This window comes from Buttiauxella massiliensis (genome assembly GCF_902500225.1).
In the GTDB taxonomy this organism is placed as follows: Bacteria; Pseudomonadota; Gammaproteobacteria; order Enterobacterales; family Enterobacteriaceae; genus Buttiauxella; species Buttiauxella massiliensis.
Genome location: NZ_LR722651.1, coordinates 253465 through 280461 on the forward strand (window position 1 = coordinate 253465; position 26997 = coordinate 280461).

At 44.0% G+C, this 26997-nt stretch carries 21 protein-coding genes and 2 pseudogenes; 14 read left to right on the top strand and 9 right to left on the bottom strand.

Annotated features, from left to right (window positions below):
- Positions 1–2 precede the first annotated feature (2 nt).
- Together GC128_RS07770 and GC128_RS07775 are read right to left on the bottom strand one after the other, a co-directional pair.
- Positions 3–1247, bottom strand: coding sequence for an MFS transporter (locus GC128_RS07770; protein WP_151993822.1), 1245 nt, complete (start codon positions 1245–1247; stop codon positions 3–5).
- 468 nt (positions 1248–1715) lie between these two features.
- Positions 1716–2219, bottom strand: a complete 504-nt coding sequence (locus GC128_RS07775; RefSeq protein WP_151993823.1) for a hypothetical protein — start codon at positions 2217–2219, stop codon at positions 1716–1718.
- 656 nt (positions 2220–2875) lie between these two features.
- On the opposite strand from GC128_RS07775, the gene GC128_RS07780 reads away from it, so the two are divergent.
- Positions 2876–3550, top strand: coding sequence for a helix-turn-helix domain-containing protein (locus tag GC128_RS07780; RefSeq protein WP_151993824.1), 675 nt, complete (start codon positions 2876–2878; stop codon positions 3548–3550).
- 56 nt (positions 3551–3606) lie between these two features.
- A complete protein-coding gene (locus tag GC128_RS07785; protein WP_151993825.1) occupies positions 3607–4062 on the top strand; it encodes a hypothetical protein in 456 nt (151 codons plus the stop codon).
- A 206-nt stretch (positions 4063–4268) separates the two neighbouring features.
- Here the strand turns inward: GC128_RS07785 and GC128_RS07790 are convergent, their stop codons facing one another.
- Entirely contained in the window at positions 4269–5177 is a 909-nt protein-coding gene (locus GC128_RS07790) for a LysR family transcriptional regulator (RefSeq protein WP_151993826.1), read from the bottom strand.
- A gap of 450 nt (positions 5178–5627) precedes the next feature.
- Here GC128_RS07790 and GC128_RS07795 point away from each other — a divergent pair, with 450 nt between their 5' ends.
- From GC128_RS07795 to GC128_RS07805, 3 genes are all read left to right on the top strand, one after another.
- On the top strand, positions 5628–6203 hold the full coding sequence (locus GC128_RS07795; protein WP_151993827.1) for a fimbrial protein: 576 nt from the start codon (positions 5628–5630) through the stop codon (positions 6201–6203).
- A 54-nt stretch (positions 6204–6257) separates the two neighbouring features.
- Entirely contained in the window at positions 6258–6992 is a 735-nt protein-coding gene (locus GC128_RS07800) for a fimbrial biogenesis chaperone (RefSeq protein WP_151993828.1), read from the top strand.
- A gap of 62 nt (positions 6993–7054) precedes the next feature.
- Positions 7055–9625 (top strand): fimbria/pilus outer membrane usher protein, encoded by a 2571-nt coding sequence (locus GC128_RS07805; RefSeq protein WP_151993829.1) that lies wholly within the window; start codon positions 7055–7057, stop codon positions 9623–9625.
- Between the two features lie 294 nt (positions 9626–9919).
- Here GC128_RS07805 and GC128_RS23080 read toward each other — a convergent pair.
- A pseudogene (locus GC128_RS23080) lies at positions 9920–10174 on the bottom strand (IS630 family transposase); the annotation flags it as partial.
- Between the two features lie 180 nt (positions 10175–10354).
- Between GC128_RS23080 and GC128_RS07810 the strand changes: the two are divergent.
- A pseudogene (locus GC128_RS07810) lies at positions 10355–10558 on the top strand (transposase); the annotation flags it as partial.
- A 146-nt stretch (positions 10559–10704) separates the two neighbouring features.
- Here the strand turns inward: GC128_RS07810 and GC128_RS07815 are convergent.
- Positions 10705–11901 carry a BaiN/RdsA family NAD(P)/FAD-dependent oxidoreductase gene (locus GC128_RS07815; RefSeq protein ID WP_151993830.1) on the bottom strand — a complete coding sequence of 399 codons (1197 nt, stop codon included), beginning with the start codon at positions 11899–11901 and terminating at the stop codon, positions 10705–10707.
- Between the two features lie 229 nt (positions 11902–12130).
- On the opposite strand from GC128_RS07815, the gene pitA reads away from it, so the two are divergent.
- Entirely contained in the window at positions 12131–13633 is a 1503-nt protein-coding gene (gene pitA, locus GC128_RS07820) for an inorganic phosphate transporter PitA (RefSeq protein WP_064561328.1), read from the top strand.
- A gap of 73 nt (positions 13634–13706) precedes the next feature.
- Here pitA and uspB read toward each other — a convergent pair whose 3' ends face one another.
- The gene (uspB, locus tag GC128_RS07825; RefSeq protein WP_064561398.1) at positions 13707–14042 is read right to left on the bottom strand and encodes a universal stress protein UspB; all 336 of its coding nucleotides are present in this window, start codon (positions 14040–14042) and stop codon (positions 13707–13709) included.
- A gap of 490 nt (positions 14043–14532) precedes the next feature.
- On the opposite strand from uspB, the gene uspA reads away from it, so the two are divergent.
- Positions 14533–14970, top strand: a complete 438-nt coding sequence (gene uspA, locus GC128_RS07830) for a universal stress protein UspA (RefSeq protein ID WP_034460563.1) — start codon at positions 14533–14535, stop codon at positions 14968–14970.
- Positions 14971–15051: 81 nt separating this feature from the next.
- Here the strand turns inward: uspA and rsmJ are convergent, their stop codons facing one another.
- Together rsmJ and prlC are read right to left on the bottom strand one after the other, a co-directional pair.
- Complete coding sequence (gene rsmJ, locus GC128_RS07835) at positions 15052–15804, bottom strand: 16S rRNA (guanine(1516)-N(2))-methyltransferase RsmJ (RefSeq protein ID WP_151993831.1); 753 nt, start codon at positions 15802–15804, stop codon at positions 15052–15054.
- 8 nt (positions 15805–15812) lie between these two features.
- Entirely contained in the window at positions 15813–17855 is a 2043-nt protein-coding gene (gene prlC / locus GC128_RS07840; protein WP_151993832.1) for an oligopeptidase A, read from the bottom strand.
- A gap of 304 nt (positions 17856–18159) precedes the next feature.
- Here prlC and GC128_RS07845 point away from each other — a divergent pair, with 304 nt between their 5' ends.
- Complete coding sequence (locus GC128_RS07845) at positions 18160–19002, top strand: 23S rRNA (adenine(2030)-N(6))-methyltransferase RlmJ (RefSeq protein WP_064514697.1); 843 nt, start codon at positions 18160–18162, stop codon at positions 19000–19002.
- An 8-nt stretch (positions 19003–19010) separates the two neighbouring features.
- Here the strand turns inward: GC128_RS07845 and GC128_RS07850 are convergent, their stop codons facing one another.
- Positions 19011–19715 (bottom strand): bactofilin family protein, encoded by a 705-nt coding sequence (locus GC128_RS07850; protein WP_151993833.1) that lies wholly within the window; start codon positions 19713–19715, stop codon positions 19011–19013.
- Positions 19716–19957: 242 nt separating this feature from the next.
- Between GC128_RS07850 and gorA the strand changes: the two genes are divergently transcribed.
- From gorA to GC128_RS07875, 5 genes are all read left to right on the top strand, one after another.
- Positions 19958–21313 carry a glutathione-disulfide reductase gene (gene gorA, locus GC128_RS07855; RefSeq protein ID WP_151993834.1) on the top strand — a complete coding sequence of 452 codons (1356 nt, stop codon included), beginning with the start codon at positions 19958–19960 and terminating at the stop codon, positions 21311–21313.
- Between the two features lie 97 nt (positions 21314–21410).
- Positions 21411–22730: a tyrosine-type recombinase/integrase gene (locus GC128_RS07860; RefSeq protein WP_151993835.1), complete on the top strand. Its 1320-nt coding sequence runs from the start codon at positions 21411–21413 to the stop codon at positions 22728–22730.
- Positions 22730–24466: a hypothetical protein gene (locus GC128_RS07865; RefSeq protein ID WP_151993836.1), complete on the top strand. Its 1737-nt coding sequence runs from the start codon at positions 22730–22732 to the stop codon at positions 24464–24466. The genes GC128_RS07860 and GC128_RS07865 overlap by 1 nt, the downstream gene beginning before the upstream one ends.
- Positions 24466–26523: a hypothetical protein gene (locus GC128_RS07870; RefSeq protein WP_151993837.1), complete on the top strand. Its 2058-nt coding sequence runs from the start codon at positions 24466–24468 to the stop codon at positions 26521–26523. The genes GC128_RS07865 and GC128_RS07870 overlap by 1 nt, the downstream gene beginning before the upstream one ends.
- On the top strand, positions 26520–26996 hold the full coding sequence (locus tag GC128_RS07875) for a hypothetical protein (RefSeq protein WP_151993838.1): 477 nt from the start codon (positions 26520–26522) through the stop codon (positions 26994–26996). The genes GC128_RS07870 and GC128_RS07875 overlap by 4 nt, the downstream gene beginning before the upstream one ends.
- The last annotated feature ends 1 nt before the right edge of the window (position 26997 follow it).

Consider the following 26997-nt stretch of genomic DNA (forward strand, 5'->3'; position numbering starts at 1 on the left):
AACTAGCTGTGTTGCCTGACTTGCGCACTATTATCGAGCTTTCTGATCGCTGGCGTGAAACTGGCTGCGAAGGTTGCAACCAGAACCGCAGCTGCACAAGACAGTAAAACATTAGTGTTGCCGTAGTGCATCGCAAGAGGGCCTGCGGCAATTTCGCCAATCGGAATCGCCACAAATGAACCCAATGCATCATAGGCATAAACACGTGCAAGTTTTTCAGGCGGGATATGAGTTTGTAGCGATTGCGCCCAGGCCACACCGAACAACCCAAAACCAACTCCAGCTATAAAAAATGCCGCCATCAAAACTGAGGTCGACGGAATCAAAGCCAGGATCACAATTGGCCCTGCGCAAAATGCCGTCAAAATTGTGCCAATTAACAAATCCCGACGTGGCCGCCAACGAAGCGCAATAACAGAGCCGACAATCAAGCCCATACTTTGGGCGGCGATCGCCATGCCCCAACCTGTTCGGCCAAATGTTGCATCTGCGACTACCGGGCCCAGCACCATCATCACCCCGCTAAAAGCCGCATTCACGATGGTAAATTGCACCACAATTGCCCAGACCCATGAGCGAGAAATAAACTCCACCCAACCGTCCTTTAAATCCTGCAAGATATTGGATTGCGCGCTTTGAGGTTGTGCCGAATTAGTTCGAATCATTAAATACAGTGGTGCTGATGCTGCAAATCCTAAAGCATCAATGGCCAATCCCCAGCCCGGCCCCATTACGCTTATGAGAACACCGCCCAGTGATGCACCAATGACCGTTCCGCCATAAATACCTAACTGGATAAAAGCATTCGCTTCCCGTAAGGAATGCACCGGAACAGTTTGTGGGACCATAGCTTGCGAAGCGGGTAACGAGGCCCCCGCGGCTGCACCGTTTATAGCGCCAAGTATCACCAACAGCATGATGGTTGCCGAGCCATCAAGAACGAGGCCAGCAACAACCCCTTGTGAGATTGCAGCGATAACCGATGAGTACAGCAGAACACGGCTTCGGGAATAGCGATCGGCAAGTACACCGCCAATCAATAAGAAAGCGACGTTAAAAATCGAGCGAGCAGCAATAACAATGCCCAAATCAGCGGCCGATCCCCCCATGTCGAGCACGGCAAACGCCAGAGCAATGGGTGCGATGCCATTGCCCAGTACCGTCAGCAGACGTGCAAAAAATAAATTGCGGAACGGCGCGTAGTAAAATGCCCGCTTAGAAGATATCGCTGCCGTATCTGTACTCACTAATATTCCTCGAACATGTTTTGAGGCTTAATACTTCACTGTGGTGTGAGTTATGCCGCTTATCATAAATGTACTATCAGTTATACCACCAAATATTTAATTCTATATATTTTATGTAGTTAACATTCTACTTTTGATAATAGAATCTATGTAATGCTGAACTTCCCCCTTGCTAACCCCCCACAAGTTCGTTGTTATGTACTAACGAGTCATGGCTGAAGTCATAACCAGAAGGGTTAAATATCAGTAATTCCAGCTCAACCCCAAATATAAAGAGGTTCCGAAGAGCTACATAACATCAATGGAATACAGAACTCACCTGGCAGGCTGAAATACGTAAAAACAGTGCCTGGTTTTACGCTTATGGTGAATGACTAAGGTATGTAACTGCTGGCATGACATCGTCAAGCCAGCAGTTAAGAGAGAAACATAAGAATGGTATCTGAAGAAAAAGACTACGGCGAAATGCTATTGGCCGTAAGTTGCATTGGCCTCATCACTCGGGTTTTCGTCGTCTGTTTCTCCGTAAAGAGTGTTCGCAGTTTCATCCGGCAGTTTTTCTAATTTTCCGCAAATATAAACATGTGAACCTAGAGCCAAGCGGTAAGTCTCCTCAGACTGACCGTTGTCACGAGCTGCGCCCCATACAATACTTGGGCTATCAGCTAAGCCAATGTAAGATTTCGATAAATTATCGTAGATAACCCTATTGTATTGTTCGTACTGTCTGCGATCAGATGTAGGCGTGCGTGATAAAAAGAGATCGACTGCGCCAGTTTGCTTGTTTTTCAGACCGATTAACGTATGTCCGGAATTGGAATCTGTAAGGTCGGTAAAGATGACCTTAATGGATTTACCGCAGGTCAAAGTGTACGTGGCAAGGTCATTGCCCAATTTCACCTCTTTCGAAAAACCCGAAAAGGAAGCCATAAGAAGTAAAACGGGTAGTACACTGGTTTTTTTTAGATTCATTTTCTTAGCCTAACTCACGTTTAACCACAAATAACGTCACCTGGTGACCTGTGTTTTCTAAAAAATGCTGGTTTGTCATTCTTATTGCTGTAACGATTCTCGCCAAAAAAGTAAGTGCTAACTATGTATAGAAAATGCTTCATTTCCAAGTGAATGAAAATGCATATCACCTTTATTACCCCGACCTAAAAGGGAGAGGATAATCCAGTTGGCGTTAACATTCACAAGGCAAAGAAACATTTGTTACATGATCCACCAACATCAAATTTTTCATTACAGCTAACTCTAAGCTTAGGAGTTTTTACCCGAAAATCAATACAAGCAAAGTGCCACTGAGACCCAGGCTACCTTTTTGTAACTCTGTAATTTTATCGAGTATATACCAGGCCTACGCGGAAATTAAAGTCCATTATTTTCATAAACTAATATTTATCGCCACACAAAGATGCGTACACAAAATTCTGATTTTTAGAAAATGGTTTCTCTTTTTTTATGTTTGCATCGAACTATCTCCAATAGGACTATATACACCTAGGAAATATCCTAATAAATATCTTATAAAAGAGTTGAAATCCTAAAGACGACTTCTTAACCAATGAGATAACTTACAACATGATCAGTAAAATCTCTTACTCTTTAACTATGCAGGATGCAAAATGTTAAAAAACATCAATGGACTTGTGAGTATTTTTATACTCACTCAAAATAAATTCCTAAAACTTGGCCTAGAGTCAGTCATTGAGGGCGCCTTCTCAAAATGTGATAGAGATAACGTTTCATATAATATATGTGACATCAATAGCCTTAATGATCTTACGATAAAAATGTTGCGAGCAGGTGGTAAATCAATCGTTTTCTTTGATTCAGATGGTTTCTTTTTCCACGATCGTCTGGAAATGGTTAATAAAATCAATGATACCAATCTGCAGTTTGAATCTGTATTCCTATGCGATGGCGCTGAATATAACAAAATGAGCCATTTTTATAATTTACTCTTTAAGACGGTGTTAAATAAATCCATTCCATTACGTCATACAAAAATGGATATTGAGGGCGTAATTATTAAGATGGTAGGCACCAGAGATCTTGAATCCCGACAAGATATCTTGCCAGAAATTTGCACACCGTTTTTAAAATTAACAACTCGTGAGGCTAACGTATTGAAAAATATCTTCAAGGGAAAGAATACCAGGGAAATAGCTAACAACTTGTATATTAGTGAGAAAACCGTGCTTGCACATAGATCAAGAATCTATTCAAAATTTAGCGTGCATTCCTTAAGTGAATTGTACTTTTTTATACGAAATAGTACGCATATCAAAAACTTGTAACATATTTATTGGAGAACAAAAATGGGAAAGTTATAAAGTTCTTTTTAATTTGTTGTATGTCTTTACTTGTCAGCACGCAAAGTATTGCATCAAGAGGTGCAACAGATTGGCTGCTGACGAAATCCGACAAAATTAGCGAGATTGAAAAGAACAAATCATTTTATTTCGATAATAATAATGCTTACCCAAAACTTGCAGATGTCGTTGAACCCGTAAATTGCCAAACAGCATTACCAGATGGCAGCAGCAAACTTCATTCGCTGCCTAATATCCAGTATCGTAAACTAACACCAAAAAATGAAGCATTGCGTTATGAACAAAAACGGAGTGCTAAAAAAAGTGTTAAGTCGGTCATTGCAATTCCTTTTACAACTGAGCAATATGAAATTCAGTTCTTAACACCTTTTGCACAAAGAAATTTGCAAGCGGAAGAGACTTTCGTCAACGTTTCACAAAAAATCACTATCCAAGCGTGTTTAAAAATCAGAGATGTCTTGATTTATTGGTTCTAAAAGCAAAACAGATAGGGTATTTTCCTGAATCAAATATTATATATGATGAGGTAATAATGAATATTAACCTTTCCATTTTTTTAATTGCCTCTTTAGCCCTTTTTATATTTATCATTTTTGTTATTAGAAAAGCCATTTCGGAATTCAGACAAAAACACGCCATTACTTTAAAATTAAAGTAATGGCGTTGTTAAAAAAACGGCAAATCATTCAGCTAATGTCATAAGATGACTGATGATATTTTTTATTATTGGGTTATCTTTTGCTGACTTCAAAATATTTGCATAAATAACAAAGGTTTGTTCATTTCCGACATCGGTTTCTAATGTTTTGATATTATAGAATTTTGAATAGTAATCAACTAATGAGGCAGGCATAAAGCACACTGCATCCGAGTGTGATACTAACATAAGCATTGTAGCCAAGGATGAGACACGGACCTTCCTTGAGAGGCTGGTAATCCCATCAAAATAAAAAATATATTTTTCTAATTCTATATCAGATGAATCCTTAGGAAGGACATATGCAATAAACTTTTCCTTTTTAAGCATTTCGAGTGTGACTTTGCCGTGCAAACGAGGATGGTTCACTTGACATGCTACATGTACATTTTTTAGGATTAACTGGTATTGGATAATAGAACTATCAACCGCTAAAGATGTTCCAATATCTATATCAATTTGCTTTCTTCGTAACGCCTCGATTCTCGCCTCACCGTCATTGCTGAAGTTATTAAATTCAAAAACAGCATTTTGAATTACAGTCCCGTCATCATTCATTAACTTCGATGCCAACCAGTTTTCGATAGTCGGATTCGCTCTGATACGGAAAAAACTTTTATCGTGCAAAGGCAATTTTCTACCCGTTGAAGCTGGCTCTATCAAATTCAGTGCTGGCGAAAAATGGTTATAAAGATCTAATGCCAAACCTGTCGGCTGCATCCCATTTTTAGTACGAATCATTATAGGGTCTGAATAATGATCGCGAAGTTTATTCAATGCATAGCTGACTGAGGAAACACCCATTCCCAAGCGAATGCCTGTCTCTGTAACATTTTTGTTTTCAACCAGCGCACATAGCACTCTCAATAGGTTTAAATCTAATTTTCTATTCATCACGTTAACTTTTTGTTGTTTTATTGCTATAAATTATAGTTCATTTTCTATTTAATCGAATTAACTTTTTTATTCATTGTTGTTGTTAGTAGTAATCCTAAATGCGAATATAGCTTATCGAAACAAAGCAGCAATATTGTTAAGACCCTACCTACTAAAAGAGTTGAATTCTTAAATACACTTATACATTTAGTAGGCATTATGGCTACATATGAAATTTTTCTGATTGGCTACATCAGCATGGAGGGAACATACTCAAAGAAAACAAATTAACCACTAAATATTTAACCCAAAAAAGCCACTCATAATCTCTTTATTCCGGGTTAGCTAGTGTGGCATTACATAATGTTATGCATCAAAGCTGTAATTAATGTCAAAACCATCTGACATTAATAATCGTTAAACAAACGGAAATTTGTATTTATTCAGACCCAAGAACGGGGAATTAACATGAAAAAACTCGCTATCGTTACCAGTATTATTTCTGCTCTGTCTTTAAGCAATGTTGCACAGGCTGGTCAAGAAATCCTGTTCCACGGTGAAATCACAGAAAGTACCTGTGCTTCCACTGTGACTGGCGGGAATGACGTGACACTGCCAACAGTTTCTATGAACTCTCTAGCTACCCCGGTAGGTTCAACGGCGGGTCGTACACAATTCGTTATCGATGTCACTGGCTGTACATTGAAAGATGGCAAAACTAAAGTAGCCGCCTACTTCAATGCCAGCTCCAATGGCACAGCCAACGTAGACAGCATGACGGGCTACCTGACTAACCTTTCTCAAGGTGCGACCGACGGTGCGGATGGTGTGATGTTGCAGTTGGTGGATGGTTCTTCTCTGACGCCGATTAAAGTGGGTTATGCTTCTCAGAGCGCCACTGGTGGTACAGGATTCCAGACTATTTCGGCTGCAACGGCTGGTGTAGCTCGTCTAAATTACTTTGTGGAATACGTGAAATCGAAAGCGACCGTCACGCCTGGTATCGTGGAAGGCAAAGTTATTTACGACCTGATGTATAAATAAATCGTTATTTATAGGGGTGAGCCATTGCCCCTGCTTCACTTATTTGGAATCAATATGCTTATGCATCGTTACGCAAAAAAAGCCGCTATAGTGTGTTTTATAGGGGCTACGTTAGGGTGGGTCAATTATGCGTCTGCAGGAGTTGTTATTGGCTCAACCCGAGTGATTTACCGTGAAAGTAAAGATGAAGTTACGGTTAAGCTAACTAATAACAATTCGTCACCTGTTTTAGTACAGAGTTGGATTGATAAAGGTGAAAAAAACATTTCACCTGAAAAACTTACCGTGCCATTTATTCTGACACCTCCTATTAACAGGATGGATCCTGGGAAAGGACAAACATTACGTATTTCTTATATAGGTACACCTGCGCTACCAACAGATAAGGAATCCGTATATTGGTTAAATGTGCTTGAGGTTCCGGCTAAACAAAAGGGTGTTCAGGATAAAAGTCGGCTTAATATTGCATTCCGCACACGAATAAAAATCTTCTATCGCCCAGAGGGATTATCTGGTAATGCAAACACTGCACCAAAAGATCTTGTCTGGAAAATTCGTGATGGAACTTTGCAGGTGATGAATCCAACGCCATATAATGTGACCTTAGGGATGATTTATTACAAAGACAACGGTAAGAATCATGAAATAGAAGGGGATATGGTCATCTCCGGTGGTACGCAAACATATAAATTTAAAGACACTGCTAAAGTGAGTAATCTCTCAAAGCTGAGTTATACCGCTATTAATGATTATGGCGCCTTTGTTAAATACAATGCGAATGACCATTAATTTTCCTTATTAGCTTTAATGGATTAAAGCTTGATTTACGAGTGAGAGAGAAGGTCGCTGACATGAAAATAATAAACATCAAAAATAAAGAGTTAATGCGTTATAATAGCTTAACCCCAACTATTATTCTCTGTTTAGCAACATTTCCTGTTTATGCTAATGCACCAGTCACAGAAGATAGCCAACATGTCACTGACAGCGTTGAGTTTGAGTCTGACGTAATGCATATAGATAGTAATACTAAGGTCGATCTTACTCGTTTTTCAAAAGGCTCTACCGGCACACCGGGAATCTACCGTGTCAGCATCATCGTTAATAATATTGAAGCTGGAGTCGACAACGTTGAACTAAAGGAAGCATCAGATAAATCTGTTTATCCTTGTTTGACGCCTAAAATTCTCAGGTTGATCAATTTCAACCAATCACAGCTTTCGCCAGAAGCGGTAGAAATGCTTTCTGGAAAAGTCGCCTGCGCGAACCTGCAGAGCGTTATTCCAGATGCTAAAGTTCGGTTTGATAGTAATGAGCAACATCTTAATATCTCTGTACCACAAATTTACGTCAACCGCATATCCAGCGGCACGGTTGACCCTGCACTATGGGATAGTGGGATCGCGGCCGGTCTATTAAGCTATTATCTGAACGGCTATGATTCTAAATTTGGTACTCAAAGCACCCGTACTTTTTATGCTGGTCTAAATGGTGGTCTAAATATTGGCGCTTGGTATTTGCGCCATAATGGGTCTTATAACTGGCAGCAAGATTATGGCGGTAAATACAACACCATAAATACCTACCTGCAGCGTGATGTTGAAGCTTTGCGTGGACGTATCGTTCTTGGGCAATCCAATACCAGCGGCCAGCTTTTCGACTCCCTACCATTTACCGGTGCACAGCTTGAAAGTGACGACAACATGTTGCCGGATTCACAACGTGGCTACGCACCTGAAATTCGCGGTATCGCGAAAACCAACGCCAAAGTCATTGTGAAACAGATGGGCCAAATCATTTATGAAACCACTGTCACACCAGGCGCTTTCCTGATTAACGATCTTTACCCAACCGGGTATGGTGGCGATCTGGATATCACTATTCAAGAAGCCGATGGGACGGTGCAAAACTATTCGATGCCTTATGCTTCAGTTGCACAACTGTTGCGCCCTGGTTCACACCATTTTAGTTTTACAGCAGGACAGTTACGCGATTCCAGCATCTCTGATAAACCGATGCTATATGAGGCAACTTATCAACGTGGGTTAACTAACTCAGTTACGGGTTATGCGGGCGTACAGGCAAGCGAAAACTATCAAGCCGCACAGATTGGTACAGCATTAAGTACTTTACTGGGTGCATTTGGTGTCGACGTAACGCAATCTTTTAGCAAAATTGGTGAATATCAAGACCAGCCTTCCTCTCTCTCAGGTCAAAGTTATCGAGCGAGTTACAGTAAGCTCATTACCGAAACTAACAGTAACATCACCTTGGCCGCATACCGCTTCTCCAGCAGCGGATACATGGACTATATAACCACGATGCTTGCTCGAGAAAGCATCAAAAGCGGCGAGTCAGGAACGGAAATTATGCGTTCCAAAAATCGTTTTGCGGTCTCAGCCAGCCAAGGATTAGCAGAAGGGTGGGGAAACTTTTACGCCAGCGCATCCGTAGAAAACTACTGGAATAACGATAAATACAATAAACAGTATCAGTTCGGCTATTCGAATAATTTTAAACGGGTGAACTACAGCGTTAACGTAAGTCGCAGCCAAAACGCCTATGGGTCGGACCAAACGAGTTTTAACCTGAACTTTTCCTTCCCGCTGTGGGAAAACCGAGATGTGCGTGCTCCAACAGTGAGCCTGCGCTATAACCATGATAATAATGGCGGGCAAAATGAACAGGCATCAATTGGCGGCGCGCTGGGTGAAAACAATAAATATACCTATAACTTGAACGGATCGCACGATAGCCGTTCAGGTACTTCTGGCAGCGTAGGCGGCTCTTGGTTTGGCAGTGCAGCTCAGATGAGCGGTACCTATAGCAAAGGGCCTGACTACCAAACCACCACCGTTGGTATGTCAGGTTCGATGATTGCTCATTCGGGAGGGGTCACACTATCTCCTTATACTGGCGATACCTTTGCGCTGGTAGAGGCTAAAGGGGCAGAAGGTGCCAAAATTGGTACCTATGCTGGAACAAAAGTCGATTCGTTTGGCTATGCTGTGTTCCCTTCAATGCGACCTTATCAGTTGAATGAAGTGTCTATAGACCCAGAAGGATCCTCACAAGATGTGGAATTTGAAAACACTTCCCAGAAAGCAGTGCCACGTTCTGGTGCGGTGGTTAAGGTTAAATTTAATACTCGTACGGGTATTCCAGTACTTATAACCTCTTTATTTAACGGTAACCCATTGCCATTTGGTGCAGAAGTCTTCGATGCGCTGAACAACTACGTGGGAGCAGTAACGCAGGGTGGTATGATTTATGCCAAAGTTGCCGATATGAAAGGTACGCTGAGGGTGACATGGGGTAATGGTGCAGAATCGAGCTGTAAAGTGAATTATATTTTGGCACCGTTATCTACAGATAAAAAACAGAAAAAAGTGCCACAGCGATTTAATACGCCTTGCTTATGAGTACGCTCTTATATTAATTGATAATTAGATTTATCCGTCATTAGGCAAAAATGATTTTTCAGAATTTAAGTCAGTTGCAAAGGGCGAACCAGACACTATTAATAGAATAGTTTTCTGATTAATAATCTGGTATTTGGATAAAGATAAGAGTTACTAAATAGCTGCTCCTCATGACGCTACACTTTAGCGTCATCGTTTTTGGTCGCCGGCATGTGCTTTTTAGATGTTTTAATAGGCTGATTAATAGCTCCGAGCTTTTACTGCTGCTGCCGACGTAGCTGATGTTTCTTTTGCACTACTCCAGCAAAAATGCTTACAACCAAAATTGCCGAGTAAATGCTTAATCAGTTGACGAAACAGTGTATAAATGTGCTCAAACGGTAACATCGCCCACGGACTGAAGGTAATAATTTCAAGCCTTCGGGACCATAAATGTTGAACCAGTTAACCTGGCGACATCACTGACCGGGTCACCTCGGTGAAGCATCAGTATGGCGGTAAAGCTGCGAGCGTATTTTTTGTCGTTGTTTTATGGATGGTTTTTTGTATCGGATATCAGTGCTATAGACAAACATAACTCAGTCCACTAAATAGCTGCGCGGAATAGTAGATCACTTTGAGGGAACTCAGCCCGGTTTGTGCGATCTGATCAATCGCCAAAAAGAAACAAACCACCAACCGGACTGGGCAATGCCGATCATAGTACCCATACCCCATACCGAACGACGCCTGCTGAAGCACCTGAAAGCCACATATCGACGGGCAAAATCCGTCACACTTATCGTGGATAACAACATCATCCGCAAGAGCCGTGAAACGCAGCGCTGGCTGAAAGGCAACCCGAAGTTTAGAGTGATTTATCAGCCGGTCTACTCGCCGTGGGTGAATCACGTTGAGCGCCTGTGGCAGGCGCTTCACGACACAATAACACGCAAAAAATACACCATATATATTCGTCATACTTCAAGCTGCATGTGCATTGGCTATACTCGCTCCCCCTCTTGAGGATTTGCTGCCATAGCCATGACAGCAAAAAATCGATAAAAACCAGAACTAAGAATAGCAGCACAACTTTTTTATCAATCCACGCTCACTAAATCCTGCGCGCACGCCCAGGCTGAACTCCATGCCCACTGGAAGTTGTAGCCGCCTAACCAGCCCGTAACGTCCATCACTTCACCGATGAAATAAAGGCCCGGCACATTGCGTGCTTCCATGGTGCGTGAACTGAGCTCTTTGGTATCCACCCCGCCCAGTGTCACTTCTGCAGTGCGGTAACCTTCTGTACCGTTAGGTTGCACTTGCCAGGCTTGCAGGGTTTCAATCAGTTCGTTTTGTTGGCGCACATGAAGCTGCTTAAGCGTCATGTCTGGAATTTGCCCAAGTTGTTGCAGGCACTCCACCAGGCGTTTTGGTAACACCATCGCCAGAGTGTTTTTCAGGCTTTGATTTGGGTGAGCATTACGCTGCTCGTTGAGAAGCTCATCCAGATCGGTATCAGGAAGTAAGTTAACGCTCACAAACTCACCAGGCTGCCAATAACTAGAAAGCTGCAATACCGCAGGCCCGGACAAACCGCGATGGGTAAACAGCAAACTTTCACGGAAACTGACACCATTTTCTGCAGTAATCACTGAAGGAACGGATACACCAGAAAGCACATGGAGCTGTTCGAGTAGAGGTTTATGCAAAGTAAACGGCACCAGTCCTGCGCGAGTCGGGAGAACTTTCAGCCCAAACTGCTCAGCAATTTTGTAACCAAATGGTGTTGCCCCAAGACCCGGCATGGAAAGACCGCCAGTAGCGATGACAAGATTTGCAGCTTGTACGCTGTCACCATTTAATTGAATGGTATAGCCGTTTTCATCATGTTCTATAGATAACACTTCGCTACGCAGGCGTGTGGTGACTTGCCCTTTTTCACATTCCGCAACCAGCATGTCGACGATTTGCTGTGCTGAGTCATCGCAGAAAAGTTGGCCAAGGGTTTTCTCATGCCACGCGATACCATGCTTACCGACCATATCGATAAAATCCCACTGGGTATAACGTGCCAGAGCAGATTTGCAAAAATGAGGGTTTTGACTGAGATACGCTGCAGGTTCGATATAAAGATTAGTAAAGTTGCAGCGCCCACCACCTGACATCAGGATTTTACGGCCCGGTTTTTTACCGTTATCGATGAGTAGCACTTTGCTTCCCGCCTGCCCAGCCATCGCTGCACAGAACATTCCTGCGGCTCCCGCACCAATAATTACGGCATCAAACTTTTCCACGACCTACTCCCGACTATGCTTAATGCAAGGAATTGTAAAGATAGCGGCCTGGTCGCACCAGCTAAATGCTTCTTAACAATTGCAGGTGATTGAAAATAAATATGTAAATCTTTTCACTGTTTGACCGAAGCAGGACAAACATCAAGAAAAGTCCATATTTCTGTTGGCGCATTACGGAGTTGTCTTACATAATGCGCCGCGTTCATGTCCTCAAAATGGCGTAACGTCTATGGAATTTCTGTTTAACGGCCTGGATCTTCATACCGGGCTTTTGCTATTACTTGCTCTGGCATTTGTTCTCTTCTACGAAGCGATCAATGGCTTTCATGACACTGCTAACGCAGTGGCAACTGTTATCTATACACGTGCAATGCGATCGCAACTCGCGGTGGCAATGGCGGCGTTATTTAACTTCCTCGGCGTTCTGCTCGGTGGATTGAGTGTTGCGTATGCGATTGTGCATATGTTGCCAACCGATCTGCTGTTGAACGTAGGGTCCGCTCATGGCTTAGCCATGGTGTTCTCTATGTTACTGGCCGCTATCATCTGGAACCTCGGCACCTGGTATTTTGGTCTGCCGGCATCCAGTTCACATACGCTTATCGGTGCCATCATTGGTATTGGTTTGACGAACGCACTGATGACCGGAACCTCGGTAGTTGATGCGCTGAATATCCCGAAAGTCATTGGGATCTTCATGTCGTTAATCCTTTCTCCAATCGTGGGTCTGGTGATTGCGGGCGGGTTAATCTTTTTGCTACGTCGCTACTGGAGCGGCACCAAAAAGCGCCGCCGTATCCACCTGACACCTGCCGAACGTGAAAAACAAGACGGCAAGAAAAAGCCTCCATTCTGGACTCGTATCGCTCTGATTATCTCCGCTATTGGCGTGAGCTTCTCTCATGGTGCAAACGATGGTCAGAAAGGTATCGGCTTGATCATGCTGGTGCTGATTGGTGTAGCGCCTGCGGGCTTTGTGGTGAACATGAATGCTTCTGGATACGATATTGCTCGTACCCGTGATGCCATCACCCACCTTGAGCAGTACTACGCGCAGCATGGCGATGTGATTAAGCATGTTGTTGATCTCAATCCAGCTATCCCGACCCCTGAAGAAGTGAAGGGCCAGGACAAACCTGCTGAGTTCCATTGCGATGCCAGCCGCGCCATTCTTGCGGTTCAGGGCGCAAAAGCACTATTGGGTAACATCGACAGCTACGACAAGCTGAGCATTGAGCAGCGTAGCCATATGCGCCGTCTGCTGCTTTGCATCTCTGATACTTCAGAGAAAGTTGCTGCTCTGCCGGAAACCAAACCGGACGATAAGCGCTTCCTGAAAGAGCTGAAAACTGATTTGCTGTATACCATCGAGTACGCACCAATCTGGATTATCATGGCGGTTGCTCTGGCACTCGGCCTCGGTACTATGATTGGCTGGCGTCGTGTGGCGACAACTATCGGTGAGAAGATTGGTAAGAAAGGCATGACGTATGCGCAGGGTATGTCCGCGCAGATGACAGCCGCCGTCTCCATTGGTATTGCGAGCTACACCGGTATGCCGGTTTCTACCACTCACGTGCTTTCTTCTTCCGTAGCGGGGACGATGGTTGTTGATGGTGGCGGTTTGCAGCGTAAAACGGTAACCAACATCCTGATGGCCTGGGTGTTTACTTTGCCGGTGTCGATTCTGCTTTCTGGTTCTCTTTACTGGATTTCATTGCACTTTATTTAAGAGCGGTGTAGTCACCAAAAAGCAAAAAGCGGGTCAGTTTACTGGCCCGCTTTTTTATACGCTGCTTAAATCACTAGTGCCAAAGCATTAAACCAATCAAACTTATTACGACTAATCCACACAAAGCACTGGTCAAAATAAACTGGCGGCGCAGACGTTCACAGCGGCGGATAAACTCATCGTCGTGATGGTCAAGATAGCGTTGAGCATAGATATAGCTCACTAAGCGGATCTGTTTGCTGGGCTGGCCATGAGAGGTAAAAAAACCGCCTCCATCGACGTATTGATACAACAGCGGATCACACCCGCGTAATACCACCAGCAGCGCACGCAAAGATGAGTAATAGCGCGCCATATTCACAACACAAACTACACAAAGCGCCCAAAAAAGCGCAACGGTGCTGATCATCATAATTCCCCTCCCGGTGAAGCCCCAGAACATCACTCCAGGGCAACCGCTCACCCCGAAAACCAGAAAGACCGTTTAGCGAGCCCAAAAAACCGATCCGGATCGCATTACTACACCCAATGAATTTCGAGTTGCAGTCAGGTGGCAAGAGAATGAGTCCCGATGAGCTTACACTGGTAAGTGATTCGGGCGATTGAACGCAGCCAACACACATGCAACTTGAAAGACGACGGGTATATTCCGGAACGGCTTATTTAATAGTGTAGGAGATCCGCTAATTTTTTTGCCACATCATTAATCTTTATCAAAACGATAACGGCTATTTGGGTCTTCAATGTATACAACGGTGGCACATTGACGATTTCTATCATTCGCTATAGGGTAGAAATATCATCTACAATTTAGGTCTTTACACGCGGGTAGTACCACTGCTGCACATTGTGCTATCCGACCAGGCTGGTCATCGACAACTTATGGAAGGAGTAAAATTATGGCTTACAAACACATTTTGATCGCGGTAGACCTCTCCCCGGAGAGCAAAGTACTGGTGGAAAAAGCAGTTTCTATGGCTCGCCCATACAACGCGAAGGTTTCCCTGATTCATGTTGATGTAAATTACTCCGATCTCTACACCGGATTGATTGATGTAAATCTGGGTGATATGCAGAAGCGTATTTCTGAAGAAACCCACCACGCGTTAAGCGAACTGTCTACTGGTGCAGGTTATCCGATTACTGAAACTCTGAGCGGTAGCGGCGATCTGGGCCAGGTTCTGGTAGATGCCATTAAGAAATACGACATGGATTTGGTTGTTTGCGGTCATCACCAGGATTTCTGGAGCAAACTGATGTCTTCCGCACGTCAGCTTATCAACACAGTTCACGTTGATATGTTGATTGTTCCTTTGCGTGACGAAGACGAAGATTAATTTACCCTTCGTTTTTCACGCTGTAGGTACGTTAGGTATAAATGCTTTGAAGCCCCGCGATGCGGGGCTTCTTTTGATGCTTTAAACTGCCGTACCGGAATAAATATCAAAACGATGGCCTTTGGTGACCACAGCGTTATGCGTTTCCACGCCGCCAAGCGGTGGCGCGTAGTCCGGGCGTTTCACAACCACACGCTTTGTCGCCAGTTTTTGCGCAGGCAACAGCAAACCATCTGCATCTTCGTCCGGCCCCACCAGCGACTGAAACACGCGCATTTCCTTCTTCACCAGCGCGCTTTTCTGCTTATGCGGGAACATCGGGTCGAGATAGACCACTTCCGGGCGCGGTGTAATATCGCTTAACGCCGTCAGGCTGGACGCGTGAATCAGTTGCAAACGTTCCTGCAACCACCCGCCAATTTCCGCATCCGCGTAACCACGGCGCAATCCGTCATCGAGCAAAGCCGCAACCACCGGGTTACGCTCTAACATTCGCACCCGGCAGCCCACAGACGCCAGAACAAACGCATCACGCCCAAGCCCGGCCGTGGCATCCACGACACTCGGCAGATAACCGCTTTTGATGCCAACCGCTTTTGCCACCGCTTCGCCACGCCCGCCGCCAAACTTGCGGCGATGCGCCATCGCACCCGAAACAAAATCGACAAAAATACCGCCCAGCTTTGGCTCATCGCGCTTGCGCAATTCCAGATGGTCAGGCGTTAATACCAGCGCCATCAGCGAGTCTTCATCGTGCTCAAGACCCCAGCGTTCGCTCAAAAGTGATAAGGCGCCGGAGTCGGCGCCTGATTCAGTTAGTAAACAGATTTTCACAGAATGACTTAGCCCTTGATACCGTAATGAGCCAGCATCGCATCGAGCTGAGGCTCGCGGCCACGGAAGCGTTTGAACAGCTCCATTGGCTCTTCAGAACCGCCACGGGTCAGGATGTTATCAAGGAATGACTGGCCGGTTTCGCGGTTGAAAATACCCTCTTCTTCAAAGCGCGAGAACGCATCGGCTGCCAGCACATCGGCCCACAGGTAGCTGTAATAACCCGCTGCATAACCACCTGCAAAGATGTGGCTGAAGGCGTGTGGGAAACGGCCCCATTTCGGTGACGGCACAACCGCAACCAGCTTCTTGATTTCATACAGAGTTTCCAGCACTTTCGCGCCTTGCTCTGGGTTGAATTCAGCATGTAAGCGGAAGTCGAACAGGCCGAACTCCAGTTGACGCAGAATAAACAGCGCTGCCTGGTAGTTTTTCGCCGCCAGCATTTTATCCAGCAATTCTTTTGGCAACGGTTCGCCCGTTTCAAAATGGCCGGAGATAAACGCCAGTGCATCCGGCTCCCAGCACCAGTTTTCCATAAACTGGCTTGGCAGTTCGACCGCATCCCACGGCACACCGTTAATGCCAGAAACACCCGCCGTTTCGACTTTAGTCAGCATGTGGTGCAAGCCGTGGCCGAACTCATGGAACAGAGTGATCACTTCATCATGAGTAAACAGTGCAGGTTTGCCATTTACAGGGCGGTTAAAGTTACAAGTCAGATAAGCGACAGGTTTTTGCAGCGAACCGTCAGCTTTACGCATCTGGCCTACGCAGTCGTCCATCCACGCCCCACCGCGTTTGTTTTCACGCGCATAGAGGTCGAGATAGAAGCTGCCACGCAACTCGCCTTTCTCGTCATACAGCTCGAAGAAACGCACATCTGAATGCCAGACATCGATGTCTTTACGCTCTTTCGCGGTGATACCGTAAATGCGTTTTACCACTTCAAACAGGCCGTTTACCGCACGGTCTTCCGGGAAGTACGGGCGCAGTTGCTCGTCGCTGATGCTGTACAGATGCTGTTTCTGTTTTTCGCTGTAATAGGTGATATCCCACGGTTCCAGCTCGGTGACGTTAAATTCTTTTTGGGCGAAAGCACGCAGTTGCGCCAGTTCCGCTTCGCCCTGTGGGCGCGCACGTTTAGCCAGATCGGTTAAGAACTCCAGAACCTGCTGCGGGTTTTCTGCCATTTTGGTGGCGAGCGATTTTTCCGCATAGTTGCCAAAGCCCAGCAGCTCTGCCAGCTCGTGGCGCAGTGCCAGAATCTCTTCCATCACCGGGGTGTTATCCCATTTGCCTGCGTTCGGGCCTTGATCGGAGGCGCGAGTGGCATAAGCGCGATACATCTCTTCACGCAGTTCGCGGTTATCACAGTAAGTGAGTACTGGCAAATAGCTTGGAATATCCAGCGTCAGCAGCCAGCCATCTTGCTCTTTAGCTTCCGCCTGAGCACGTGCTGCTGCCAATGCGCTTTCCGGCATCCCAGAAAGCTGTGCCTCGTCTGTAATCAGTTTCGTCCAGCCCTGGGTCGCATCCAACACGTTGTTGCTGTAGGTCGATCCCAGTTCAGACAAGCGCGCAGCGATTTCGCCATAACGCTTCTGTTTTTCTTCCGGCAAGCCAATGCCAGAGAGCTCGAAATCACGCAGCGCGTTATCGACGGCCTTTTTCTCAGCGACGCTGAGATCGGCATAAAATGCGCCATCGTGCAGGTCGCGATACGCCTGATAGAGCCCTTCGTTCTGCCCAACCCAAGTGCTGTATTCAGACAGCAGCGGCAGCGTCTGCTCATAGGCTTCACGCAGTTCTGCGCTGTTTTGTACCGAATTCAGGTGGCTAACCGGGGAGAAAATACGCCCCAGGCGGTCGTCTACTTCCGCCAGCGGCTGGCAAAGATTATCCCAGTTATAAGGCGCACCCTGTGCCACCACGCTTTCGACTTTCGCACGGCAATCATCCAGCGCTTGCTGCACGGCAGGGACGATATGTTCAGGTTTGAGAGAGGAAAACGGCGGCAGGTCGAAAGGTGTCAACAATGGATTGGTCATAAGCGCGGTTCCTGATATCTGAGAAGTGGAGCGCGGCTCGCGCACCATAGGAAATTTTAATACCCTAAATAATTCAAGCTGTGGGTAGGCGGCAAGGAAGAGAATCCCCAGGAGCTTACTTGAGTAAGTGACTGGGGTGAGCTTGCGCAGCCAACACCCCCACAGCCTGAAGTATGACGGGTATAAGGCAATACCTTTTAACATGAGGCTTAGTGTAGTTAATTTCAATGCCAGGCACGAAGCATAAGGCTGTATACTGTGCAGAATAGTTGTTCTTCTTTTGTCTTTGGAAACCCTTCAAGCCATGCTCAGTTATCGCCACAGCTTTCACGCCGGCAACCACGCCGACGTACTGAAACACACCGTTCAAAGTCTGATTATTGAATCCTTAAAAGAGAAGGATAAGCCTTTTCTGTATCTGGATACTCATGCAGGCGCAGGCCGATACAAACTGAGCAGCGAACATGCTGAACGCACGGGTGAATATCTCGAAGGGATCGGCCGCATCTGGCAACACGATGATTTGCCAGCGGAACTTGAGCCGTATATCAATGCGGTTAAAGCTTATAACCATAGCGGCCAACTGCGTTACTACCCGGGCTCTCCGCTGATTGCACGCCACCTTCTGCGCGAGCAAGACAGCTTGCAACTGACCGAATTGCACCCGTCTGATTTCCCGCTGCTGCGCTCTGAATTCCAGAAAGATAACCGCGCGCGCGTTGAACGTGCTGACGGTTATACCCAGCTGAAATCAAAACTGCCGCCGGTTTCCCGCCGTGGTCTGATTCTTATCGACCCGCCGTATGAGATTAAAACCGACTACCAGGCTGTAGTTACTGGTATCAACGATGGCTACAAACGCTTTGCAACAGGCACGTATGCACTGTGGTATCCGGTCGTCATGCGTCAGCAGATCAAACGTATGCTGCGCGAGCTGGAAGAAACCGGAATTCGCCGTATTTTACAAATTGAGCTGGCGGTACTTCCGGACAGTGACCGCCGTGGTATGACTGCTTCTGGCATGATTGTTATCAACCCACCGTGGAAGCTGGAACAGCAAATGGCTAATGTACTGCCGTGGCTGCATAAAACGCTGGTTCCATCAGGCAACGGTTCGACCACATTAAGCTGGGTTGTGCCTGAGTAAATCGCTGATTAAACGACAGAGAGAACCGCGGCTTCTTCTGCGGTTTTCTCTTCTGTTTTTTCTGATGGGTGCTTTTTCATCTCAACCACGCGCTGTGACTCCGTCTCTTTCTTCGCCGCCAGGCGTTCAGAGTTTCCAACAAAACACCCGCCTGGACGAATCGAAAACGTCACGCCGCGAACTGTCCCTTCCATTTCACCGTGTTCATGAATTTCTACAGACTCGCCGACACAGGTTCCTGATACATGGCCGTTAATCACAATGCTAGGTGATGTAAATTCTCCCTCAATAAAGCCCTCACGCATCACGTAGAGGATGCCGTCCTTAAGTGTAATATTCCCCTGCACTTTACCGTAAATATGGATATCACCTTCAATTTCAATATTCCCGGTAAACAAAGTGTTATGCGCAATAACAGTACAGCGGCGTGAAGTTTGTCTCACTACGAAGCTCTCATTTTCACCAGCGGGGAAATCCACCGCCGGACTCTGAGGTGAAGCCTCAATATTATCAGCCGTTATTAGCGTTTTTTTCCTGAACATAACAAATCCTTTTTTATTGATAATTAAATAGATGACAAAAGCCAAAAGAAGCCCGGTGGCCATAAAAGGAAACGCATGCTTCCAGCCAAAGGCATAGCAAGCCAGGCCGCTTATCCAGGCAAGCCAGACAAACCAGAGAGGTGTATTTTGCTTGATTCGATCATATTTCATGATCGAAGGGGTGAAATTTGTGAAGAGAAAAAATAAAACATCGTCATCCTTGACGTACCAGTATCCATTCTGAGTAAGTTTTATACATATTTATGCATTCTACGGGAAGCAGTAATATTCTGATTCTGGCTGGTTCGCGTTATAGTCGTGCCCTATCGCAATCATAGAAGCAGCCTTTGCGGGTTTGATAAGCAAAGGGTTACAATCCTGCAAATCATTTACTCACACATGGAATCCTGTATATGACCAAACATTATGACTACCTCGCCATTGGCGGCGGCAGCGGCGGTATTGCCTCCATTAACCGTGCGGCGATGTATGGGAAGAAGTGCGCGCTGATTGAAGCGAAAGAGTTAGGCGGCACCTGCGTTAACGTGGGTTGCGTACCGAAAAAAGTGATGTGGCATGCGGCGCAAATCGCAGAAGCTATCCACAACTACGGCCCGGATTACGGTTTTGACACCACGGTGAATAAGTTCGACTGGGACAAACTGATTGCCAGCCGTACCGCGTATATCGACCGTATCCACACTTCTTATGACAACGTGCTGGGTAAAAACAACGTTGACGTCATTCGTGGCTTTGCCAAGTTTGTCGACGCGCACACGGTTGAAGTGAATGGTGAAACCATCACCGCAGACCACATCCTGATTGCCACCGGTGGCCGTCCAAGCCGCCCGTCAATTCCAGGCGCTGAGTATGGTATTGATTCTGATGGCTTCTTCGCGCTTCCTGCTTTACCAAAACGCATTGCGGTTGTGGGCGCAGGTTATATCGCCGTTGAAATCGCAGGCGTAGTTAACGCGCTGGGTTCAGAAACCCATCTGTTCGTGCGCCAGCACGCGCCGCTGCGTACTTTTGACCCACTGATTGTGGAAACGCTGCTGGAAGTGATTAACACCGAAGGCCCAACGCTTCATACCCAAGCCGTACCGAAAGCCGTGGTGAAAAACGCCGATGGCAGCCTGACGCTGCAACTGGAAGATGGCCGCTCTGAAACGGTAGATTGCCTGATTTGGGCGATTGGCCGCCAGCCAGAAACCGACAACTTCAACCTGGCGGCAACCGGTGTGAAAACTAACGCTAAAGGCTACATTGAAGTCGATAAATTCCAGAACACCAGCGTGCCGGGCATTTATGCCGTGGGCGATAACACCGGCGCTGTAGAACTGACACCTGTCGCGGTTGCAGCGGGTCGTCGCCTGTCTGAACGCCTGTTTAACAACAAGCCTGACGAACATCTGGATTACAGCAACGTGCCAACCGTGGTATTCAGCCACCCGCCAATCGGCACGGTCGGTTTAACCGAGCCACAAGCGCGTGAGCAGTACGGTGACGATAACGTGAAAGTGTATAAATCATCTTTCACTGCGATGTACACCGCAGTGACTTCGCACCGCCAGCCATGCCGCATGAAGCTGGTATGCGCAGGCCCGGATGAGAAGATTGTCGGTATTCACGGCATTGGTTATGGCATGGATGAAATGCTGCAAGGCTTCGCGGTGGCACTGAAAATGGGCGCTACTAAGAAAGACTTCGATAACACCGTGGCAATTCACCCAACCGGTTCTGAAGAATTCGTTACTATGACTCGTTAGTGTAGAAACGATAAGTAGACACATTTTTTTTCTGGAAAAGAAACTAAAATGACCACATCAAAAGTGTGGTCTTTTTTTTGGATTCTAAGGGAAAGAAATGGCACGATTAGTATTTTCTGCGGATACGTACTCCCACTGCAATATCTCAAGAGACTCGAACAATGAGTTGATCATATCCGCGAGTGGAAGAAACTTAGGGATGTTACCTACACTTTACGACAGAAATGGTCACTTCATCAGTGTTGCAAATAGCTGGTTTTTCGATTTAAAAGCTGTAAATACTCTTCAAAATCTGAGCTCTTATTCAAGAGCATTATTAACCTACTGGTCATTCCTTGAAGATAACAATTTAGAATGGGATAAGTTCCCACCAATTAAACGATTAAAACCAACATATTTATTTAGACAATGTCTATTAACTAAAATTAAAGAGGGTGCTATTGCCCATAGCACAGCCAATGCTTACATGAGTCATGTTGTCCAGTTTTATATATGGACATTGCATGAAAGAGCACTGGTTGTTGATAATGAAAAAACAGCCCCCTTTGTCATTGAATTCATCAGTATATCCAGAACGGATAAGCTGGCTCATATGAGACCAACATTTACGGTTCAAACTACAGACCTTCGCATTAGAGTCCCTAAAAATTCATTTTCTCTTTCTATTACATCCATGAATCCACTCAGTCGGGAATCTTTGGAGTTAATGGCCCGTAAGCTCATTGATGAATCAGAAGAATTTAGGTTGCAATGTTTAATCGCAGTGCAATGTGGGTTACGTATTTCGGAAGTTTGTTCGCTCACAATAGAAGCTTTAAATTTTGCCACTCCTATAACAGACAATAACATCAGATACCGTATTTCTATCGGCCCATTAAATGGGGTTAAAACTAAATTTAGCAAAGAACGAAATATCGAGATTTCAGACCAACTATTAAATGAACTAAAAAAATATGCTGCTAGTGAACGTCGTTTAAAGAGATTAAAGAAACTTACTCGTAAAATATCATTAATTAAAAGTGGTGAACTAGATGTAATGAAGTTTAAAGAAGATGAGTTAAAGCGTTGTGAAAAATTTGAACCACTCTTTATAAGTGAGCAAGGCAACCCTGTTGATAGTAAAGTTACAGGGGCACGATGGACTGATTTTCGAAATAAAATTCGCAAAATTGAACCTGGCTTTACTCATAAATTCCATGATTTGCGTTGCACCTATGGAACATATCGCCTTAATGATCTACTCGAGGCTGGTTTGCCTGCTGGTGAAGCCCTAGATTATCTTATGGGATGGATGGGTCACAATCACGAACAAACAACATGGAAATACTTGCGTTTTCTCAAACATAAAGATGTTCTAAGAAATAAATTTGCAATGCTTGATACAATCATTCATGAAGCAATTGTGGAGGCAACGTAATGAATAACCTTACTTATTTACGCTGCTGGCGTCCAGAACTTCAGTTAACTGTAACAAATGGAACTAATAGTTTACGCAATCTTGACTTTAATCGCCTTCTTTATCGAGACGTTCCAACTGCAGAAGAAATAATTTCTGGACGAGGTATTTTTGCTGATAGAGAAGAAGTTATTACTTCCCTAAAAAATAGATTTGAGGCAGCATTACAATCAGGTTCAGTATCAAGTCCTACTCTAGTAAATTACTACGTAGAAGTCCGTCGATATATTAAGTATTGTGAAAAAAATGAAATAGAATTATTCACTTATAATTCAGTATTAAAATATTGCGACTTTCTTTACCAACGAGTCTTAAGATGTGAAACAAAGAGCTCAGCTTACTCATCACAACGTTCAAAATTAAATGGAGTTTTTGCCCTCCTTGATAAGCCGCAGAAATGGTTTGATGATACAATAGTCACATCACGTGATGACGTCGAGCCATTCGAAGCTTATTCCCAATCTGATTTAAAAAAATTACTTCCCTTGCTACGTGCACTATTCAAGCAGACTTCAAAACAATTTCTTGCATCTCCTGAAATACATAGAATGGCTTCAGTAAGCCTGGCAACTATGGAATTTCGGTGGAATGGTAAGGATTACCGTCTATGTAGCGGAATCAATAAAATGATGTCTGCAGCCACTTTCCTACTTGCATACTATACTTTTTCAAACTCTACACAACTTTATCAGTTAACTCGCCCTGACAGGACAAGTTTTTCAACAAAAGACACTTGGTATTCGATGCCTGCGTTCAAACGACGCTCATTTAAAGTTATTCATGTTGAAATGGGAAAGCACTCTATCGACATACCAAAATACTCCATGGAGTTCTTTGACAAATTGCTAGAAGTATCCAAATGCATTGATGACTCTGAAAATTCATTATTATTAAGTATATGTGTGAACCGTAAGTACAGACCATTAAGTGGCCGTACGCTCACTGATTTCATTAATTTATTCCTGAAAAGACATTTCCCAATGACCGACAACCGAGGGCGTGAACTACGTCCTCAAATTTCTCGCTTTCGGGAGACAGGAAGCCAGTTAATTGAATATTACCAAGGTGATATTGTCAGAGGAAGCTTACTGAATAATACGCTTGCAACGCGGAGGAAACACTATTCGACGGGTAATAAACATGAAAACCAAAAAATGACACAAGAAACAGCTTTGATCCGGGCTGTACAGGCTAAAAATAAATCTTCAGTTTCTGAAGCACGACAAACATTGGATATTAAAATACTGACACTGGAGGAATATACAAAACGCATGGTGCCGGGACTTTCTAAATCTGCGCATGGCTCTCATTGTAAAGAGCCCTTTGGCTTAAAATCAGAAAAGTTCAATCGTAAAGTAAACCAACATAATCTATCAGCAGGCCAGAAACTTGCATGCGCTGATCTAATGGAATGTTTTGGTTGTGAACATCAGATCATTGTACAGTCAGTTGATGATATTTGGTGCCTACTATCCTTCAAAGAATGCATTGAGGAATCGCTATACCTACATCTTAATAACCACCACTACAAAAAAAATTTCGAGAAAGTTGTCATATTTATTGAGGAGAAAATAACCCCTAAAATTACAAAAAAAATAACTCAAGAAGCAGAAACAAAACTAATCGATGTTGGACGTCATCCCCTCTGGCAAACAACCGAATCTTTATTATTCATTGCACCAGAAGGATCACAGTGATGGCGACCGCAATCCAGTTACCAATGGAATTTACAAAATTCATTCGTACAGCACAGGAAAATGTTGTTGAACTTGCTCGATTACAAAACTGGGAGCAACTAAATCAAACGATTGTTAGCACAAACACCAAAGGTAATCCAATAGTTACCTTCGGTGAGTCTGTGTGGGACATTAGACATTATTTTTCTCAATCATATGTTCATAAACATACTTTCAATTTTTCAGATTTTAAAACTTCACCAGAATTGACTATTGAGTTAAAGCTTATTGTATATGGTTGGTTATTTCATAAAAGCAGCATGCGCAGTAAACCTGCAAAACCAGCCACATTAATTGAACGGTATTTGAAACTCAAAGTGACATACCGTTTTTTATTGAAAAATAATTACACATCTCTGGTTGCCTTGACGAACAATAGAAAGGCATGGGGGCCTTATGAAAACTACTTAATTAATAAAAACTTATCTCAACAACATTTGGCAAACATATTCATTGCCTTAAATCATGTATTAGCACTTCATCAATGGCTTAATCTAGATTTCAGTTTAGAAAAACTGCAATCAGTTACACTTGCTAAAAACTTAAGTAATAAATCGCAGCAACAAACATTAACCATTCCTGAACGAATTGCAGATGAAATATATGGCGCAGCCATTAGACTGGTGGAAACCGCTTATGATCACCGCAAGGAACTTGCATTAACAGAGAAACTGCTTCAGCAAAACTACCTGGAAGCAAAATTAATTATAGATAGCAAAATCCAGAATGGTGTTTTGAACTGGTTAACAAATAGCTCGGGTAAAATAATTGATAACCATCGTTATGCTCAGGAAATAAATCAAGTAAAACGAAAAGCAGATAAATATATTACCAGGAGCAGTCTGAAGGGTACCAAACTCATGTCAGAAATAGGTGATCTCACGTTCAAACAATTCTACAGCCAACTAATAACCGCTTGTTATATATGCTGTGGTGCGTTTTCTGGAATGCGAGACTCTGAATTGGGAGAGCTTACTCCTGAAAGTTATTTTATGGAGAAATTTGATGGTAGGGAATTCCATATGCTGCAATCAAAAACATTCAAATTGGGAGAAAAAATCACAACATGGGTTGCAGCTCCAATTGCAAAAAAAGCCATTGAGCTTGCCTCTGAACTAACAAAAGAATGGCGACTTGAGCGCGCCAATGTTTCAGATGACTTATATACTGACGTAATCTGGTTAGGCAGACTCGCTCGTTCAAAGACACCTGTTTTTGCGAACTGGACTAACAGACTGAAAGTTTTTTGCAAGCAATTCAAGATAAACGTTACTGAAAGTGATTATAAAGAGTGTATGGAATCGAATCCCAACAGTCCTCTGAAGATTAAAGAGAGTGTTCAGACAGGAAAACCCTGGCAACTTGCTCCTCATCAATTTCGCCGGTCTTTGGCCTTTTACACTATCAGGCACAGACTCGGCACAACAATTTCATTGAAGCAACAATACAAACATCTCTATTTGCAAATGACTGAGTGGTATACAGAAGGTGGTACTGTAGCAAGGCTCAATGACTTAACCATTGATGACAAACTACAGGAATTTCTGGATACAACAAAACATGAAGAAACAACCAATAAAATATTCAGTTTTGTTCATTCAGATAAACGTTTATCAGGTTCTCACGGAAAAGCCATTGTCGCCATGCGAGGTAATGTGCCTCATATATATAGCTCATGGGATATCATTTACCAGTCCGTCAAAAAAGGTAATCTGTCTCTGCATGGCACTCTGCACAGTTACTGTAAAAACGGTTACAACTGCGATATGGACGGTGTAGTAAACCCAGCTTTTTGCGTAGATTGCTCAAGTGGAAGTAGCATTATCGATGAAGAGAATGCTAAATGGTGGCAAACCAAACATTATGAACTCACCGCGTATCTAACTGTAAACCCATCAGTATCCATCTCTGTTTACTCACACTGCATAACCCAGATTCGTGCCGCCGAATTAGTTATGCGTGACTTTGGCATGCCATTTGTGGAATACCATCATCAAGTTGAGGTTATCGAATCATGAGTAAAAAAGAATATACATTACAAGCGTTGCTAGCCGCATTAGAGCGTATTGTACAAGGTACCGTTAAACGCATTTCTAAAAACCGTAAACTCAGTGTTCGGGCTGTTGAAGAAGAGGCTAATCTAGGTAATGGTAGCTGTTATTATTACCCAGAAATGATTGATGCTGTCAAGGAGGCAAAGAAAGAAATCGCAGCTAAACATGGGGTTTCTTTAGTTAAAGATACCGGGTTTTCAAAAGACAGAATTAAAAATGAAATTCGAATCAAAGAAAAATACAAACAAGAAAAATCAGATTTAAAGACTCTGGTAGTGCAAATGGCTGCAGAACATCACCATCTCAATGATTTACTCAGGAAAGAACTAGCAAAAACACTTGAACTTGAAGAGGAAAATAAAGAATTAAAAGAAGAATTGGAAAAATTAAAAAATCAATTGGTTAATAATAAAAGGCAAAGTATTACTCTTCTTTAAT